Raw genomic sequence first — 15125 nt, 5'->3', positions numbered from 1 at the left:
TTCTCCCCCTAATTTGTTTGTTTGTAATACGTCACCGCTAAAGCCAATGCCAGAACGGAGCCTTTGACAATATCCATTGCATAGTAAGGAACATTTAATAAAATAAGGCCATTTGCTAAAATACCAATTAAAATCGCACCGATAAACGTACCAAATGCGTTTGGTTTACCTGCCCCCAATACCGCAAAGCCAATAAATGCAGCGGCAACCGCGTCCATCAAATAGGGTCCACCGGCGTTTATTTCCGCCGTCATGACTCGTGAGGCAAGCACCATTCCTCCAAGGGCAGCAAAGAAAGCACTTAAGCTGTAGGCAAGCACTTTATAACGGTTCACCGCGATTCCAGAAAGGCGCGCCGCTTCCTCATTGCCACCGATCATGTACATGTAGCGCCCATGTTTTGTGTACGTTAAAAACAGATGAACAACAATGACGGCAACAATCATAATGATAATAATGTACGGTAGGCGTCCAAGTAGGCTAAATGCCTCAGGAATTTGACCCGTTGCATAACTTCCATCACTCATAATCATGTTCTGAGAAATCGTCGCGCCCCGCGTATAGGTCAGGGCAATTCCTTGGACAATAAACATCACCGCTAACGTGAGCAGCAAATCTGGAATGCGAATTTTCACAATCATCCAGGCGTTAAATAATCCGATACAAAGCGCAACAGCGAACCCAGTAATAAGCGCGATCCAAGTTGGCTGTGCATACCAGACAAATAAGCTAATGACAACTGCATTTGCAAGCGAAGCTGTCGAGCCGACAGAGAGGTCAAATCCCCCGACTGACAGACTAATCGTAATACCGATCGCAATGAGCGTAACGATGGAAATGGAGCGCAAAATCGATAATAAGTTTGCCGGTTGTAAAAAGGCAGGATTTACTAAACTAAAGCCAATAATTAAAAGAACAATCAGTAAAATGGTACCGTATCGATAGAAAAACGAAACAACATCTAGCTTGCCGTTAGTCATGTACTGCCCCTCCTGTTGCAAGATGTAACAGCGCCTCTTCCGTCGTACGATCCGGCGCTACTTCTTGGGCAATTTTCCCGTCATACATGACGTAAATTCGGTCAGATAGCCCGATCACTTCAGCTAATTCACAAGAGGCGAACAAGACCGCTTTCCCCCGGGCTGCAAGACGTGCGATTAATTGATACACATCACGCTTTGCGCCGACATCAATGCCCTTAGTTGGTTCATCAAAAAGGTAAATATCCGCGTCGTCAATCATCCACTTGCCTATCGCAATTTTTTGCTGGTTTCCTCCGCTTAACGTCCGAACCTTGGTCAGTAAACTCGGTGTTTTAATGCCAAGCTGCGACACGACTTCCTCCGCCCGCTCTCCTTCAGCTCGTTCCTTTAGAAACGCCCCAACCGTTGTAAAATTGGCTAGGCTAACAGCCGTGACATTTCGGGCAACTGTTTCTTCAACAAAAATGCCCTCCTTGCGTCGTTCTTCTGGAACAAGGGCCATCCCTTTTTTTACCGCTTCGTGAGGGCTTCTCAGTCGAGCTGTTTTTCCTTTAATCGTTATCGTTCCAGAACGACTTCTTGCTGCACCAAACAGCAGTTTACAAAGCTCCGTTTTACCCGCTCCGACAAGACCGGCCAGCCCGACAATTTCACCTTGATGAAGGCGAATGCTAACGTCTTTCACCCGCTTATGGTCGGAAAGATGTTCTGTCCGCAACCACTCTGCTCCTCTCGTTCGAGGAACATCCGGAAACTGAGCCTCCATTTTCTTCCCAAGCATCGCTTCAACGATTGCCCCTGTCGTTAGCTGATTGGCCGCTTGTTTGAGCACGTGCTTGCCATCGCGCATGACTGTAATGTGATCACAGTGATCAAGCAACTCCTGAAGCCGATGTGAGATGAATACAAGCAGCAGGCCCCGTTCTTTCAACGTTTTGACAACGCGGAAAAGCGCGGCGGTTTCACTGTTGCTCAGTGGCGCAGTTGGCTCATCCAATATGAGAATCCGGCATTCTGTCGCAAGGGCTCGCGCCAGTAACACCAGTTGCTTTTCAGCGAGCGTTAAGTCCATCACTCGCTTTTTAACGGGAATGTCCACATCCAGCTCTCTTAAAGCTTGCTCCGCACGGCGATGCATGGCCGACCAAGAAAGAAACAACGGTTTTTGCGTAATCAACTGTGTTGATAGAACGTTTTCGGTTACGGTCAACTCCGGAAAAAGCGCCATATCGACTTCTTGATGCACAAGCTGAATACCGTAAGCAAGCGCTTGTTTTGGTGTGCCGATTTCAACCAGCTCACCGTTGATTTTGATCGTACCGGAATTGGCTTGGTGCACCCCGGCAAGGACATTCATCAACGTTGATTTACCGGCACCATTCGCGCCAATTAAGGCATGAATTTCACCAGACTCCGCTTCAAATTCGGCTTGCTCAAGCGCTTTTACCCCAGGAAACGCGAGCGAGATTTCGTTCATTTCAAGTTTCACACCATCACCCTATTGCTTGTAGTAGTCTTTTAAAGTTGTTATCCATTCCTCTTCAAACGCATCGCTTTCGCCCCAGTCAGGTATCACATCCGCTAACGTGACCATGTTGACGGGTTCGGATGATCCAGCTAAATCTTCACGGGAAATGAGTGTCGCTTCAAGGTCGTAGGTTGCTGGCGTCTCTTCTCCTGCAAGCTTCTTCGCTAAAATTCGTGTATTAATCGCTCCGATTAATTTCGGGTCAACTGCCGCAGTGTATGCCCAAGCGCTATCTTCTTGCTGAATGATTTGGAGATCGGCATTTGAGACGTCGATCCCATAAATGCTTACATCGGTCCGACCAGCTTCCTGAATTGCCCGAGCTGCCCCTATCGCAAATGCATCCCATGTCGCAAAAATCGCGTCAAGGTCTCCTTCAGGGTATTGATTTAACAAAGCAGCTACGGCGTTTTGCGTTTGCACGCTCGTATCTTCAGACGCGACCCCAAAACGACTTAGCTCTTGAATTCCGGGATGCTCTTCAAGCACCTCCGTATAAACAGCGTTTCGTCGCACCATTGGTGGGAATCCATCAACCCATAAATACGCAATGTTGGCCTCTCCATTATAATCATCAACAAGTTGGTCAAGCGCCAGCTGGGCGAGCGCTTCATCGTCTTGCGAAGTTAAGGTCACACCATCAAGATCGGAAAGCTCGGATATAGAATCGAAGGCGACCACCTCAATTCCTTGCTCTCGCGCTCGTTTTACCGCATCAACCGTAGCCGCGTCGTCTCCGTGCGATAAGATCAAGCCGTCAACGCCACTCGTAATCGCTTGGTTGATGGCATCATGAAATTTTGCCGTATCTCCATTTGCCGCAAACACGTCGACATTAAAACCAAGCGCCTGCCCTTCCTCCTGTACCCCTGCTAAAAACTGGGCGGTATGATCGTCCCCACCTAATTTGCGAATGACGCGCACGTTGACCTCTTCTCCCGTGGCAAAGCGTTCAGGTACTCCTTCAATTGAGGTCTCTCCCCCTTGCCCGCTTGCCGTCTGCTCACTCTCGCCGCACCCTGCTAAAAAAGCCGTTAGTGCGAGCGCTGACACGATCAATCCCTTGTTTGTTTTATTCATTTTTTCTCTCCCCCATCTGCTCCTTCGAGAACGTCCACGTTAAAAAGCCTCCTTCTTTGAATAAGAAAGAGGCGGGAGCATGCACGGTCCGTCTCTTATCTCTCAGGTGAATATACCTGTTGGAAGTAGCACCGTGCCTTACACCTTCTAGGAGGTTTCCGCTTGATTACGGAAGGTCGGTTGCCGGGCGTCTCAGGGCCAAATCCCTCAGCCAACTCTCGATAAGAGCAATATGTTTTTGTTGAGAGTAATCATAAATCGCTCCCTTTGCTTTTGTCAAGACTCTTTTTCATAAAAAATAGACTCTTCTTACTAATAGTCCATTAATCAAATCAATTTTCTAAAAAAAAGCCATTGACAGCTTTTCTTTTCCCTGTCATACTTTGTTCCAACGATTCTCAATTGAATGAAAGAAACAATCTCTTATGTAGAGCAGGTGGAGGGACGATCCCGATGAAACCCGGCAACCTGTTTCGGTCTTGCGACTGATTCAAGGTGCTAATTCTCTCGCGCAGACAGCGTGGCAGATAAGAGGACACGTTTTTTTGTCGTATAGACACGTCCTCTTCCTTATTGCGAAGTGGGCGTTTTTCATTTTTTAAAACAGAAAGAAGGGGTATGCCATGAGCGATGTAACAGCAACATACCGCGTTCCAAGCGGTCCTGATCTACATAAAAAAGCGGAAGGCATTGCGCTTGGACTGACAGTTGGATCTTGGACGAATCTGCCGGCACTTGAACAGTCACAGCTACAGCAGCATAAAGGTGAAGTCGTCAGCGTGACCGATGACGGTTCACAGGCAACGCTGACGATCCGCTACCCAGCGGCAAACTTTAGTCCAGATATTCCGGCAATTTTGACAACCGTTTTTGGCAAGCTCTCTCTTGATGGAACCATTAAGCTTGTTGACCTGTCCTTTTCTGAGTCGCTAGCGCAGCAGTTCCCCGGGCCCACCTACGGAATTGACGGTATTCGCAAACAGCTCGGAGTCACCGACCGCCCTCTCGTTATGAGCATTTTTAAAGGGATGATCGGCAAAGGGATTGATGAATTTGAAAGCCAGCTAAAAGCACAGGCACGTGGTGGCATTGATTTAGTGAAAGACGATGAAATTCTTTTCGATAATCCCCTCACCCCGTTTGAATACCGAGTGACGATTGGCAAACGAGTGCTAGATCAAGTCGAACGAGAAACAGGACGGCGCGTTTTGTACGCTGTTAACTTAAGTGGACGGACGTACGAACTGCGTGACAAGGCCCGGCGCGCAGCTGAGCTAGGGGCATCGGCCTTGTTGTTTAATGTGTTTGCCTACGGTCTTGATGTTCTCCAAGCGCTTGCAGAAGATCCTGAGATCCCGCTGCCGATTATGGCTCATCCGGCAGTATCAGGTGCGCTAACCGCTTCGCCTGAGTACGGTATTGCCAATCAGGTATTGCTTGGCAAACTATTGCGGGCGGCTGGCGCTGATCTCGTCTTGTTTCCATCGCCGTACGGAAACGTTGCGCTGGCGCAGGAAGAGACCACGGCAATCGCATCCGCTTTAACGGAACAAGCACCTTATCGCTCTGCCTTTCCTGTCCCATCAGCAGGGATTCATCCTGGGCTCGTCCCTCAGCTGATCGCGGACTTCGGTGTTCACTCCGTCATAAACGCAGGTGGCGGTATTCACGGCCATCCTGATGGTGCTGCGGCTGGGGCAACGGCCTTCCGGCAAGCTGTTGACGCTGTGCAAAACGGTCTGACGCTTGAGGATGCAGCGCGTGAGCAAAAAGAGCTTTCAGCAGCGCTCAACCTATGGGGCGTGCCGCAATGACGAAACGCCAACGAATTGTTTTTTGTGATTTTGACGGAACGATCACAACGAAAGACAACATTATGTCGATCATGAGCGCGTTTGCCCCGCCTGAATGGGAAACGATTAAGGATCAGATTCTTGCCCAAGAACGCTCGATTCGCGACGGTGTTGGTGAGCTGTTTACGCTCATCCCGACGTCAAAAAAAGCAGAGATTCAGGCCTTCGTTGCCCAGGCGACAATTCGGCCAGGTTTTGCAAATTTTGTGGACGAAACAAACAGAAGCAACATACCGCTTCACGTCGTTAGCGGTGGAATCGACTTTTTTGTTGAACCGATGCTCGCGCCTTATCCGATTAATGGCGCGCTTTACTGCAACGGCAGTGACTTTAACGGGGAGACGATTGAGGTTACGTGGCCCCACGCATGTGATTCTCTTTGTACAAATGATTGTGGCTGCTGCAAGCCCTCGATTTTGCGTCAGTATCCGGCCGATCAATACGAACGAATTGTTATCGGCGATTCGATTACCGATCTTGAAGCAGCTAAGCTAGCAGACCATATCTTTGTTTGCGGAGACTTTTTAGAAGAAAAATGCCAGCAGCTTCAGCTTACGTACACGAGATTTACCGACTTTTCAACCGTAATTGACCAGCTCAAATCGTCAGGAGTGACGCCATGACAATCACTTTGCAGCTTTCACAGAAATGGGAAGAACTTGCAAACATCAAAGATGAGCTCGCAGCGCGTGACTGGTTTCCTGGCACAAGCGGCAATCTTTCCATTAAAGTCGCTGATGACCCACTCGCCTTTCTCGTGACGGCAAGCGGAAAAGACAAGCGCAAGCGCACCTCTGACGATTTCTTACTCGTCGGTCCCGACAGCAAGCCACTTGAGCCAACAATGTTAAAACCGTCAGCTGAAACCGTGCTCCACCAGCGCATTTATGAAAAAACAGATGCTGGCTGTTCTCTCCATGTGCATACAGTCGACAACAACCTTATTTCTGAACTGTATGCCGACCGCGGTGAGATCGTCTTTTCCCAGCAAGAGTTAATTAAAGCGTTTAACATTTGGGAGGAAGATGGAACATTAACCGTTCCAATCGTCGAGAATTTCGCAGATTTAACAAAGCTCGCCGCTGCGGTCGCTGAACGGATCCACCCTGATATTCATGGGGTGTTAATCCGCAATCACGGCATTACCGCCTGGGGACAAACCGGATTTGATGCAAAAAAGAAGCTAGAAGCATTTGAGTTTTTATTTTCGTACCAAGTAAAAAAAGAATTACTGCTGCGCTAATCAAGCGCACGACACGACATTGAGGAGGAAGAAACGATGGCGACAATTGTAATCCGTGACACAGAGGAAATCATTAAAGGACAAGAAAAGGTACAGGCATTTTTAGAAAGCCAAGAGGTGCTTTATGAGCACTGGGACCCAACAAAGCTTCCTGCTCAACTACAAGACAACTGCCACATTACTGACGACGAGAAAGCCCAAATTCTCACAACTTATGATGAAGACATTCGCTCTCTCGCCGAGCGTCGCGGCTACAAAAACTGGGATGTGATTGCCTTAAACGAAAATACGCCGGACTTAGATTCGTTATTGAAAAAGTTTGAGCAGGTGCATACACATACAGAAGATGAAGTTCGCGCGATTACCGCTGGTTCTGGCAGCTTTGTGATTAAAGGCGCAGACGTTGGTTATTTCGACGTTCAGCTTGAGCCGGGTGATGTTATCAGCGTCCCTGTTGATACGCCACACTTTTTCACTCTATCATCAGAACGACAAGTTGTTGCGGTCCGCCTCTTTATTGATCCAGAAGGCTGGGTTGCCCACAAATTTAATGATCCAGCTTTTACATCGAACTAAATCGTCTAAAGGGGGCTTACGACACCATTGTCCTAAGCCTCTTTTTTTGGAGGGACATTCATGACGCACTTTGAACAATCTACTCTTTTACAAGGGTTGCCAGACCAGTTTTTTGCACGCTTAACGGCGACCGTCCGAGACCATATTAGCAAAGGGCACGACGTGATTAATCTTGGTCAAGGAAATCCTGACTTGCCTACACCAGCCTTTATCGTTGAAGCGCTCCAAGAGGCAGCCACTGAACCGCGCTTCCACCAATACTCGCCGTTTAGTGGGCATCACTTTCTAAAAGAAGCCGTTGCCACCTTTTATAAACGAGAGTACGATGTTACGCTCGACCCAGAAACAGAAGTTGCCGTTTTATTCGGCGCTAAAACAGGGCTTGTAGAAATTAGCCAATGCCTGCTTAATCCTGGTGATGTCGCCCTTCTGCCTGACCCCGGCTATCCGGACTATGCATCTGGGATTGCGCTCGCTCAAGCGCGCACCGCCCTCTTCCCCCTCCTTGCTAAGAACGATTTTTTACCAGACTACTCTTCTTTCTCGCAAGCAGACGTTGATCAGGCGAAGCTACTGTTTTTAAATTACCCAAACAACCCGACGGCCGGTGTCGCCACCCATCAATTTTTTGAGGAAACGGTCCGCTTCGCTTCGGCCAACAGGATTTGCGTTGTCCATGATCTCGCCTACGGTGCCATTGGGTTTGACGGAATCAAGCCACCGAGCTTTTTGCAAGCAGAAGGCGCGAAAGAAACCGGCGTAGAAATGTATACCCTCTCCAAAACGTATAACATGGCCGGCTGGCGCGTTGGCTTTGCTGTGGGCAATGCTTCAGTAATTAAAGCGATTAATTTGCTGCAAGACCATCTTTACGTCAGCTTATTTGGCGGCATTCAACAGGCAGCTGCTACCGCACTCCTGTCAGACCAGCAAGAGGCTAAAGAGCTCGCCACTCGCTATGAAAAACGGCGTAACGTCTTTATCGCAGGCTTAAAACGAATTGGTCTTAAAGTTGACGCCCCAAAAGGTTCCTTTTTCGTTTGGATGCCCGTACCAACCGGCTTTACTTCAGAATCCTTTGCCCACTATTTATTAAATGAAGCGCATCTCGTGGTCGCCCCTGGAAACGGATTTGGTCAATACGGTGAGGGTTATGTGCGAATCGGTTTGCTTGCGGAGGAAGAGCGGCTAGAAGAAGCTATTAAGCGGCTTGAAAAACTGGATTTTCATAAGGGATAATTGTATCGAAAAAGACTGAAGCGGGGCGCTTCAGTCTTTTTTTTGCTAATGATAGAGTATGCTTTATTCGACTGCCGGTTCTGTTGCTTTCAAACCAAGCTGCTTATTGGCGTGCACCGAGTGACCCTGAATAACGCCTGAATCAATAAACCCAAACGAAGCATAAAGGTTTTTAGCTACAGCATTGTTTTCATGATAAAACAGGTCTACATAGTCAGCTTCACCACTTGGCATCTTTTCAATATCCGCCATGATTTTTTCAAACGCAAGCTTGCCATACCCTTTTCCTTGATAACGCTTTCCAATCATCAAATGATAAATAAAATAAGCCTTCTTCCCAAAAAACACTTCCGCTTGAAACGACTCATGATCCGTCGTATCGTATGTATACATATAAAAGCCCACTACAACGCCATCTGCATAGATAGCAAATGGAATTGCCGGTATCCCCTCTTCGTTTAGCACATACGCATCGGCAATACACCTAAGATTCGTCACTTCTATTAACTCTTTTTGTCCCTCGCCAACCTCAAGTGCAATAACTTCTTCAATGTTGTCCTCATTTACTTTTCGCAATTCGATCATGACGATCTCTCCCCCTTTTAAAACAAACCACAAAAACGGCTGAAACCAATCAAACTATTATTGGTAAATGTTAGCTCGTGTAGCGATGGATTTTAATTAATGCACTCATGTAGAGTGCGGCGAGCTCTATCATACGGAGGCGCGCGGCGTCAATTGGGTTTCAATCCACGCACCCATACAGAGTGCGACTAAAGCATCTAAAGACAACACTCATCTATTCGGTATTTCAATCCACGCACCCATACAGAGTGCGACGTTTAAACATCGTTATATATTATGTTCAGGAGGTATTTCAATCCACCCACCCATACAGAGTGCGACTGAATACGGTGGAGAATTTATGCTAACCACAGAGATTTCAATCCACGCACCCATACAGAGTGCGACGGAAGTTAGAAAAGGTTTGTGGGGCAACAATCCAATTTCAATCCACGCACCCATACAGAGTGCGACAGCGTTTTTACTACAAAAAACGCCAAAACTCTAGCATTTATCCTCTTAACCATTTAGATCAAGCTACTAATCAATGCTAAACTCTCTTCCCTATTACACATTTACACATAATTAATGCATTTTTTGGTGCGGGTCTCCTAGGCTTTTTATGTTCGCTTCGGGTCCTCACCAATATCTTATTTTACTACTTTCTATTATTCTAGCAAATTATTTTTAAGAATATTCAACCTTAAATACGTGTTTTAGTCAAAAAATGGTTCCCTCACAAAATTTAACGTACAAATTTCGTCTGTTCACTTGCTTCCCACACCCGGCTCACATCGACCAGCTGCTCTTCTTTAAACGTGAGTTTGTATATATCCGGCTTTGTTGTGCTTTTCCAGAAATCAAATGCATAGTTTGAATCGAAATAATGGAGAATCACGGTCATAATTGTTCCGTGTGTTCCAAGGACGATCGTTCCGTCTTTATAGTTAGAGAGTAATTCTCGCATAATTGGAATCGATCGATCCTGCGCCTCACGCATCGTTTCTCCGCCAGGGAGGCAATAGTCGGGATCTGCAAAGGAGCGTTCAATTGCGTCGAACAGCTCTTGTTCGGGCAATTTGTAATCGAGCCCTTTAATCGGTCTTTCAATTAACCCTTCGTATGTTTGAACGGTTAACCCTTTTTTTACGGCAATGCCCTCAACCGTCTGCACCGCTCTCGTATAGGCACTAGAGACAACGGCATCGATCTGTTCTTCCTCCAAGCACTTCGTTACAGCTTTTGTTGCTGTCCAACCTGCTTCTGTTAGTCCTCTCGTCCGCTCTTGACCGAATAAATGTGGTGATTCGGCATGGCGAACCAAGTAAATAATCGTCATTTCGATTCATCTCCTTTTTAATAGATGATAGGATTTTTTAAAACAATGTCGAATTGAAAAAGAAGAAGGAGGCTTTCATTCTATGATTTATCGTCGTAAAACGTACAAGATTTTACCTGAGATGCTTGAGCCTTTTAATCTTTTTTTCCATACCTATTTGTACCCGAATCAACGTCAGCACGGTGCGAAATTAATTGGACGCTGGACGAACGATACGCACACGGAAATTGTGGCGATCTGGTCTTATACAAGCAAAGAGCACTATGAATCCATTGAAACGAGCATTCGGGCAAGTGATTTACATAAGCAAGCTCAGAAAAAACGGCAGGAGCTCGGTCCGCTGTTTTTGGAAAGTACGCAGGAATTTCTTACCTCAACAGCTCCCTCCTCATATCATCCTCCAAAACAGATTGTCTCGGTTGCTGGATTAATTACGAATGACGCAAACGAAACGCTCCTTGTCCGCAATCTTCATCGTGCTGATACGATGGAAATTCCAGGTGGTCAGGTTGAAGAAGGTGAAACATTGGAAGAGGCGATTCACCGCGAGATTTTAGAAGAGACCGGCGTTGCGGTTTCGTTGCGAGGAATTACCGGAATCTATCAAAACGTCACGAGTGGCGTGATCTGCGTTGTCTTTAGAGGCGATTATCTATCTGGGACATTGCAGCCGGATGGGCAAGAAACACCAGAGGTTGTTTTTCAAGAACTGTCTAAAGACAATGTAGATAAATGGATTACACGTGAACAACTTAAGAACCGAACGCTTGACGCTTTTACAGAGAACTACTTGCCCTATGAAGCAAACCGAGTCAGGCCATATGAACTTCTGACACGGTTTGAGGCGACAAAGGAGTACAATTAGCTACATCTTATCCCACGTTCCTGCTTAAACCAGCTTCTTAATTGATTGATATGCGCCTGATGGTAGCGGCTATGATCAGCCATATGCCAAATGCCCCACTGAATCGTTGCTGTTTTTCCTTCTTCATAGGCAACGGTTTTTTGGAGTTCGGCATCGGTTCGCTTCCGGCATTCTTCTTTTAGTTGTTCCAATACATATTCATAAGCGGAAAGCAAGTCTTCTAGCGTGCGATTTTCCACCTTAGGTAACTGTCCGTTTTCATCTACCATCGGTCCGTATGCGCATTCCACAGAGAGCGGCATCGCATCACCTTTAATGCGGTAAACCCAGTTCAAATCAACGTAGGCTAAATGCTTAAGCAGCTGGGCTATGCTGTTGGCATCGTGACTTAATCCGGTGTAAATCAATTCGTCCGGGCTGACCCCTTCCAAACTTCTCGTTAAGCGGAGAAAATTCTCTTCGACCATCGCTACGAACAAGCCAATAAGTGGCGTCATCTCGCTGTCTTTTTTCAAATCAATCGTCATCATCGTTCCTCCGGCTTAAAAGAGTTTATCTGTGAGCCACTCGACCCACTTGCCATGGCCTTCTGTGACCGCAAGCGTCTGTTTTCTTTCCGTACCATTAATTATCGCATCCCCGTGTAGGTAGGGATCAGTCATATTGTTGTAAATGTGAAACACGTCCCGCGTCTGACCAATGGCAGCAAGTGTGTTGAGCAAGCGCTCTTTTGCTTCAGCTGGTAGCTGATTCGCCACATGCGTGTGAAAAATGCAGATCGTGCTGTCCTTATCAATCATGTTGGCAATGGTTTCGAGTTGGGCAATTCCGTCGCCGTCCTTAAAATGAACCGAGCCTTCCAGAACGTAGGTTGCCGCCTGCTCAAATAGAGCAAGTCGCTCTTGATGATCCGGCCAAATTAACGCTTTTAGCCACTGCTTCTCGTCTTCGTTATGTAAATCAATTGTGTTTAAATCCAAGCCAAACCGGTCGGTAACAGGTGGCACCTCATTAGGCATAGGCGGGCGCACCTCGCTTTTAATCGCTGTCGTTAGCAGAAGGCTTGACTTCTCATTTCCATATGTATTGCCATCTCCGTACGCATACGCATACTTGTCCCAAAACAGCTGCAGCCCTGCACTTGTGCCGATTTCGATTAGTGCGATTGGCTTTTGTGTTTTTTCATAAACGGCTGAAAAAACAGGATACAAATACGCGCAGCGCCGCACTTCATTCGTTTGAACAATCTTTGTTTGCAGCAGCTGTTCGATTTCTTCTTGATGAGACAAACAAAATTCTTTAAATGCCGCAAACGTATCCCCTGTTTGATCTGGATGAGCCACAACGCTCGGGTAAAACTGCTTTAGCGGGTGATCACTGCCACGCAGTAGCAAATAATGGACCGCACCAAATAATAAATTGGGGATCGGTTGTCCTCGCTTCTCAGTCTGACAGAGCTCCAGTAAATCCGCATCGAGCGCGATTTTCTGCGCTAACTCGTAATACAGCTCGCTTGAGCCCTTGCACTCCAATTCAGCAAATGTTAAAAATGTTTTCTGTAAGGATTCAGCTGTTCGCATAAAAAGCCCCCTTCTTTCTTTTTTATCTGAATAGTTATAGTTTAAACGGTTTCATTTAATCAGAAAAGCAATGTGCTCTTTCTATATAGAGAGTCTAATTCGACACGCCCCATGGGTCGTCCAAAAGCTTGTGACTGACTGTGGGGGTTTTAAGCTTTGAGTAGCTGTTAAACAACAATGATAAATCAAGAAAAAACGAGCAGCACTGATCAAGAACCACTCGTTAAGGAACATTTACTTAATTGTCATTGCAGCTTTTTCGATCAACTTTCTTTTCGTAAAATCAACTAGCTCTGTTTGATTCACAAGCCGCGCAGTCGCTTGGCCAACGAGTCCTGTTGTTACATCGTATTCTTTTTCATACAGAGCGCCAATCGAGGCGAAGTGCGTCTCATCATAGGCTGGTTCACTGTATTCTTTCCAGATGCGCGCTCCATTTTCGATAATCGGACTTTTTTGCTTGATTTGTTTTATTTCTGGGACGAAATGCTCGGCATAATGCATCGACGTATTTGTTTCATAACCGGTACCGAGCATCAGCACATAGCCGCCGTTCGCATACACATAGCCAATCGGTGACTCTTCGCCGAGTCCGTTGTTTAATGAATGGTTTTGCGCAATGATTGCTTGATCTTTGCCCCAGACGGCGAAGGAATGAATCGGATGGTTGCTTCGTTTTACGTCAGGATAAGTCCGAAACGCTTCTGGAATCGCCCCCATGGCCATTGTCGGTGTACGCTCTTGATCATATGCTGGCATTTGCGCGATGATTTCTGGCACCCACTCGTCTGGAACGGGTGGATTGCACCACTCAGCAGGATCGGTCAGATCGGCACTGTGGGTTGGCATGATAATGGTTCCGGCTTCGGTCACGACGTCTTGCAAAGCTTGAATAACAGCAAGTTGTCCCCCGCACACCCAGCCAAGGGATTTTAGCGAAGAGTGGACGAGAACGAGCATGCCTTTTTTTAGGCCAAGCGCCTCTAGATCACGTGCGATTGTTTCTCTTGTTTGTAATTGGTTGTTCTGGTTTTCTGGATTCATTTGGCTACCCCTTTACCTAATTCGCTTTAAAATTGTACAACGGCTTAATGACCGCAGTTACGTCAATGGTATCTTTCGTATGTTTAATAATGTCAGCCAGCGGCTTATACGCCATTGGCGCTTCGTCAAGCGTCTGTTCCGAAACGGATGTGCTCCATACACGCTGCATCGTATGGCGAAACTCCCCTACTTGTAGCGTTTTCTTTGCTTTCGAACGGCTCATTAGCCTGCCAGCACCGTGGGGACCGGAATAATTCCAATCGGCATTGCCTTTGCCTGTGGCGATGATGCTGCCGTCGCGCATATTAATCGGAATAATAACGCGCTCATCCTTTTGCGCGGAAATGGCTCCTTTGCGCAAAATGCGCTGCTCCATATCAATATAGTTATGAATTGTCGTGAAGCCATCAACAACTTGCCAGTTCATGCGTTGGACGATTTCATCAATCATTGCTTTGCGGTTTAGCGCAGCATAGTGCTGGGCGATCGCCATGTCGTTCATATAGTCGTCAAAGCCGTCTCCTTGCAAATAAGCAAGGTCTTTATGTACAAATGGCTGCTTTATTCGTGCTAGCTCTTGTTCAATTTCTGCTTGCCGTCCTTCTCGTTTTAAGCGCGTAATGAGCTCATCTCGTTGATCGGTAGCGTGACTTAACTCATCATACGCACGATTCTGATAATATTCTGCAATTTGTTTCCCTAAATTGCGTGAACCCGAGTGAATTACCAGAACAACGTGATCGTTCCACTCGTTCAGTTCGATGAAATGATTTCCCCCACCTAGCGTGCCAATGCTTTTTTCCGCTCGGTCTCGCTTAAAAGGAGCGCGAACGTGATCAAACATGACCTCTTTGGCAAAGGGATGCGCGGATTGACGTATTCCGAAGCCATTTGGGACATGCGAACGAATCGTTTCATCCAACTGGTCAAAGTGTACGTCTGCTTTGTTTTGCTTCATTATAGCGACTTCCATTCCACAACCAATATCAACACCAACGAGGTTTGGAACAATCTTATCGCGAATCGTCATCGTTGTTCCGATTGTGCAGCCTGCCCCTGCGTGGGTATCAGGCATGATTCGAATGGACTCCCCTTCAACAAATGGTTGGTTGCAAAGTTCGGTAATTTGCGCAAGGGCCGTCTCATCGACTGTATCTGTAAAAATTTTCGCTTTATTGTATGTTCCTTTTGCTTCAAGCATCGTATTGCCCCCTTCATCTCGCTTTTATTA

Annotated in this window: 15 protein-coding genes, 1 CRISPR repeat array and 2 riboswitches; of the genes, 6 read left to right on the top strand and 9 right to left on the bottom strand. The window is 46.8% G+C overall.

The window, feature by feature from the left end:
• Positions 1-8 precede the first annotated feature (8 nt).
• From JOC54_RS04905 to JOC54_RS04895, 3 genes are read right to left on the bottom strand one after another with little or no spacing between them, the layout of a single operon-like run.
• A complete protein-coding gene (locus JOC54_RS04905; RefSeq protein WP_204464854.1) occupies positions 9-980 on the bottom strand; it encodes an ABC transporter permease in 972 nt (323 codons plus the stop codon).
• Entirely contained in the window at positions 973-2460 is a 1488-nt protein-coding gene (locus tag JOC54_RS04900; protein WP_204464983.1) for a sugar ABC transporter ATP-binding protein, read from the bottom strand. Before JOC54_RS04900 ends, JOC54_RS04905 begins: the two co-directional genes overlap by 8 nt.
• A 21-nt stretch (positions 2461-2481) precedes the next feature.
• On the bottom strand, positions 2482-3591 hold the full coding sequence (locus tag JOC54_RS04895; RefSeq protein WP_204464852.1) for a sugar ABC transporter substrate-binding protein: 1110 nt from the start codon (positions 3589-3591) through the stop codon (positions 2482-2484).
• 92 nt (positions 3592-3683) lie between these two features.
• Positions 3684-3819, bottom strand: a riboswitch (SAM riboswitch).
• A gap of 192 nt (positions 3820-4011) precedes the next feature.
• Positions 4012-4125: riboswitch (SAM riboswitch) on the top strand.
• A gap of 89 nt (positions 4126-4214) precedes the next feature.
• Between JOC54_RS04895 and JOC54_RS04890 the strand changes: the two genes are divergently transcribed.
• The 5 genes from JOC54_RS04890 to JOC54_RS04870 are packed head-to-tail and all read left to right on the top strand — an operon-like array spanning position 4215 to position 8502.
• Positions 4215-5405 (top strand): 2,3-diketo-5-methylthiopentyl-1-phosphate enolase, encoded by a 1191-nt coding sequence (locus JOC54_RS04890; protein WP_204464848.1) that lies wholly within the window; start codon positions 4215-4217, stop codon positions 5403-5405.
• Entirely contained in the window at positions 5402-6067 is a 666-nt protein-coding gene (locus JOC54_RS04885) for a 2-hydroxy-3-keto-5-methylthiopentenyl-1-phosphate phosphatase (RefSeq protein WP_204464844.1), read from the top strand. Before JOC54_RS04890 ends, JOC54_RS04885 begins: the two co-directional genes overlap by 4 nt.
• Positions 6064-6687 (top strand): methylthioribulose 1-phosphate dehydratase, encoded by a 624-nt coding sequence (locus JOC54_RS04880; RefSeq protein WP_204464842.1) that lies wholly within the window; start codon positions 6064-6066, stop codon positions 6685-6687. Before JOC54_RS04885 ends, JOC54_RS04880 begins: the two co-directional genes overlap by 4 nt.
• A gap of 36 nt (positions 6688-6723) precedes the next feature.
• The gene (locus JOC54_RS04875; protein ID WP_054792203.1) at positions 6724-7263 is read left to right on the top strand and encodes a 1,2-dihydroxy-3-keto-5-methylthiopentene dioxygenase; all 540 of its coding nucleotides are present in this window, start codon (positions 6724-6726) and stop codon (positions 7261-7263) included.
• Positions 7264-7323: 60 nt separating this feature from the next.
• Entirely contained in the window at positions 7324-8502 is a 1179-nt protein-coding gene (locus JOC54_RS04870; RefSeq protein WP_204464839.1) for a pyridoxal phosphate-dependent aminotransferase, read from the top strand.
• 63 nt (positions 8503-8565) lie between these two features.
• Here the strand turns inward: JOC54_RS04870 and JOC54_RS04865 are convergent, their stop codons facing one another.
• Together JOC54_RS04865 and JOC54_RS04860 are read right to left on the bottom strand one after the other, a co-directional pair.
• Entirely contained in the window at positions 8566-9087 is a 522-nt protein-coding gene (locus tag JOC54_RS04865) for a GNAT family N-acetyltransferase (protein WP_204464837.1), read from the bottom strand.
• A 158-nt stretch (positions 9088-9245) separates the two neighbouring features.
• Positions 9246-9540: direct repeats of the CRISPR family, unit length 31 nt; unit sequence TTTCAATCCACGCACCCATACAGAGTGCGAC.
• Positions 9541-9811: 271 nt separating this feature from the next.
• Positions 9812-10405, bottom strand: coding sequence for a histidine phosphatase family protein (locus JOC54_RS04860; protein ID WP_204464835.1), 594 nt, complete (start codon positions 10403-10405; stop codon positions 9812-9814).
• Positions 10406-10487: 82 nt separating this feature from the next.
• On the opposite strand from JOC54_RS04860, the gene JOC54_RS04855 reads away from it, so the two are divergent.
• Complete coding sequence (locus JOC54_RS04855) at positions 10488-11270, top strand: NUDIX hydrolase (RefSeq protein ID WP_204464833.1); 783 nt, start codon at positions 10488-10490, stop codon at positions 11268-11270.
• Here the strand turns inward: JOC54_RS04855 and JOC54_RS04850 are convergent.
• From JOC54_RS04850 to JOC54_RS04835, 4 genes are all read right to left on the bottom strand, one after another.
• On the bottom strand, positions 11267-11797 hold the full coding sequence (locus JOC54_RS04850) for a DinB family protein (RefSeq protein ID WP_035421956.1): 531 nt from the start codon (positions 11795-11797) through the stop codon (positions 11267-11269). The two genes, JOC54_RS04855 and JOC54_RS04850, sit on opposite strands and share 4 nt — an antisense overlap.
• A 15-nt stretch (positions 11798-11812) precedes the next feature.
• On the bottom strand, positions 11813-12850 hold the full coding sequence (locus JOC54_RS04845; RefSeq protein ID WP_204464830.1) for a DUF2332 domain-containing protein: 1038 nt from the start codon (positions 12848-12850) through the stop codon (positions 11813-11815).
• Positions 12851-13084: 234 nt separating this feature from the next.
• Entirely contained in the window at positions 13085-13894 is an 810-nt protein-coding gene (locus JOC54_RS04840; RefSeq protein WP_204464827.1) for an AAC(3) family N-acetyltransferase, read from the bottom strand.
• 16 nt (positions 13895-13910) lie between these two features.
• Positions 13911-15095 carry an RtcB family protein gene (locus tag JOC54_RS04835; RefSeq protein WP_204464826.1) on the bottom strand — a complete coding sequence of 395 codons (1185 nt, stop codon included), beginning with the start codon at positions 15093-15095 and terminating at the stop codon, positions 13911-13913.
• Positions 15096-15125 lie beyond the last annotated feature (30 nt).

Origin of the sequence: Shouchella xiaoxiensis, from assembly GCF_016907895.1 — a bacterium.
In the GTDB taxonomy this organism is placed as follows: Bacteria; Bacillota; Bacilli; order Bacillales; family Bacillaceae_D; genus Shouchella; species Shouchella xiaoxiensis.
The sequence above is the reverse complement of the archived record's forward strand: the minus strand, read 5'-3'. Positions and strand labels throughout refer to the sequence as shown.

Excerpts from the sequence above, each read along its gene's own strand:
- JOC54_RS04905 (WP_204464854.1), bottom strand. The coding sequence starts at position 980 with ATGACTAACGGCAAGCTAGATGTTGTTTCGTTTTTCTATCGATACGGT.
- JOC54_RS04900 (WP_204464983.1), bottom strand. The coding sequence starts at position 2,460 with ATGAACGAAATCTCGCTCGCGTTTCCTGGGGTAAAAGCGCTTGAGCAA.
- JOC54_RS04895 (WP_204464852.1), bottom strand. The coding sequence starts at position 3,591 with ATGAATAAAACAAACAAGGGATTGATCGTGTCAGCGCTCGCACTAACG.
- JOC54_RS04890 (WP_204464848.1), top strand. The coding sequence starts at position 4,215 with ATGAGCGATGTAACAGCAACATACCGCGTTCCAAGCGGTCCTGATCTA.
- JOC54_RS04885 (WP_204464844.1), top strand. The coding sequence starts at position 5,402 with ATGACGAAACGCCAACGAATTGTTTTTTGTGATTTTGACGGAACGATC.
- JOC54_RS04880 (WP_204464842.1), top strand. The coding sequence starts at position 6,064 with ATGACAATCACTTTGCAGCTTTCACAGAAATGGGAAGAACTTGCAAAC.
- JOC54_RS04875 (WP_054792203.1), top strand. The coding sequence starts at position 6,724 with ATGGCGACAATTGTAATCCGTGACACAGAGGAAATCATTAAAGGACAA.
- JOC54_RS04870 (WP_204464839.1), top strand. The coding sequence starts at position 7,324 with ATGACGCACTTTGAACAATCTACTCTTTTACAAGGGTTGCCAGACCAG.
- JOC54_RS04865 (WP_204464837.1), bottom strand. The coding sequence starts at position 9,087 with ATGATCGAATTGCGAAAAGTAAATGAGGACAACATTGAAGAAGTTATT.
- JOC54_RS04860 (WP_204464835.1), bottom strand. The coding sequence starts at position 10,405 with ATGACGATTATTTACTTGGTTCGCCATGCCGAATCACCACATTTATTC.
- JOC54_RS04855 (WP_204464833.1), top strand. The coding sequence starts at position 10,488 with ATGATTTATCGTCGTAAAACGTACAAGATTTTACCTGAGATGCTTGAG.
- JOC54_RS04850 (WP_035421956.1), bottom strand. The coding sequence starts at position 11,797 with ATGACGATTGATTTGAAAAAAGACAGCGAGATGACGCCACTTATTGGC.
- JOC54_RS04845 (WP_204464830.1), bottom strand. The coding sequence starts at position 12,850 with ATGCGAACAGCTGAATCCTTACAGAAAACATTTTTAACATTTGCTGAA.
- JOC54_RS04840 (WP_204464827.1), bottom strand. The coding sequence starts at position 13,894 with ATGAATCCAGAAAACCAGAACAACCAATTACAAACAAGAGAAACAATC.
- JOC54_RS04835 (WP_204464826.1), bottom strand. The coding sequence starts at position 15,095 with ATGCTTGAAGCAAAAGGAACATACAATAAAGCGAAAATTTTTACAGAT.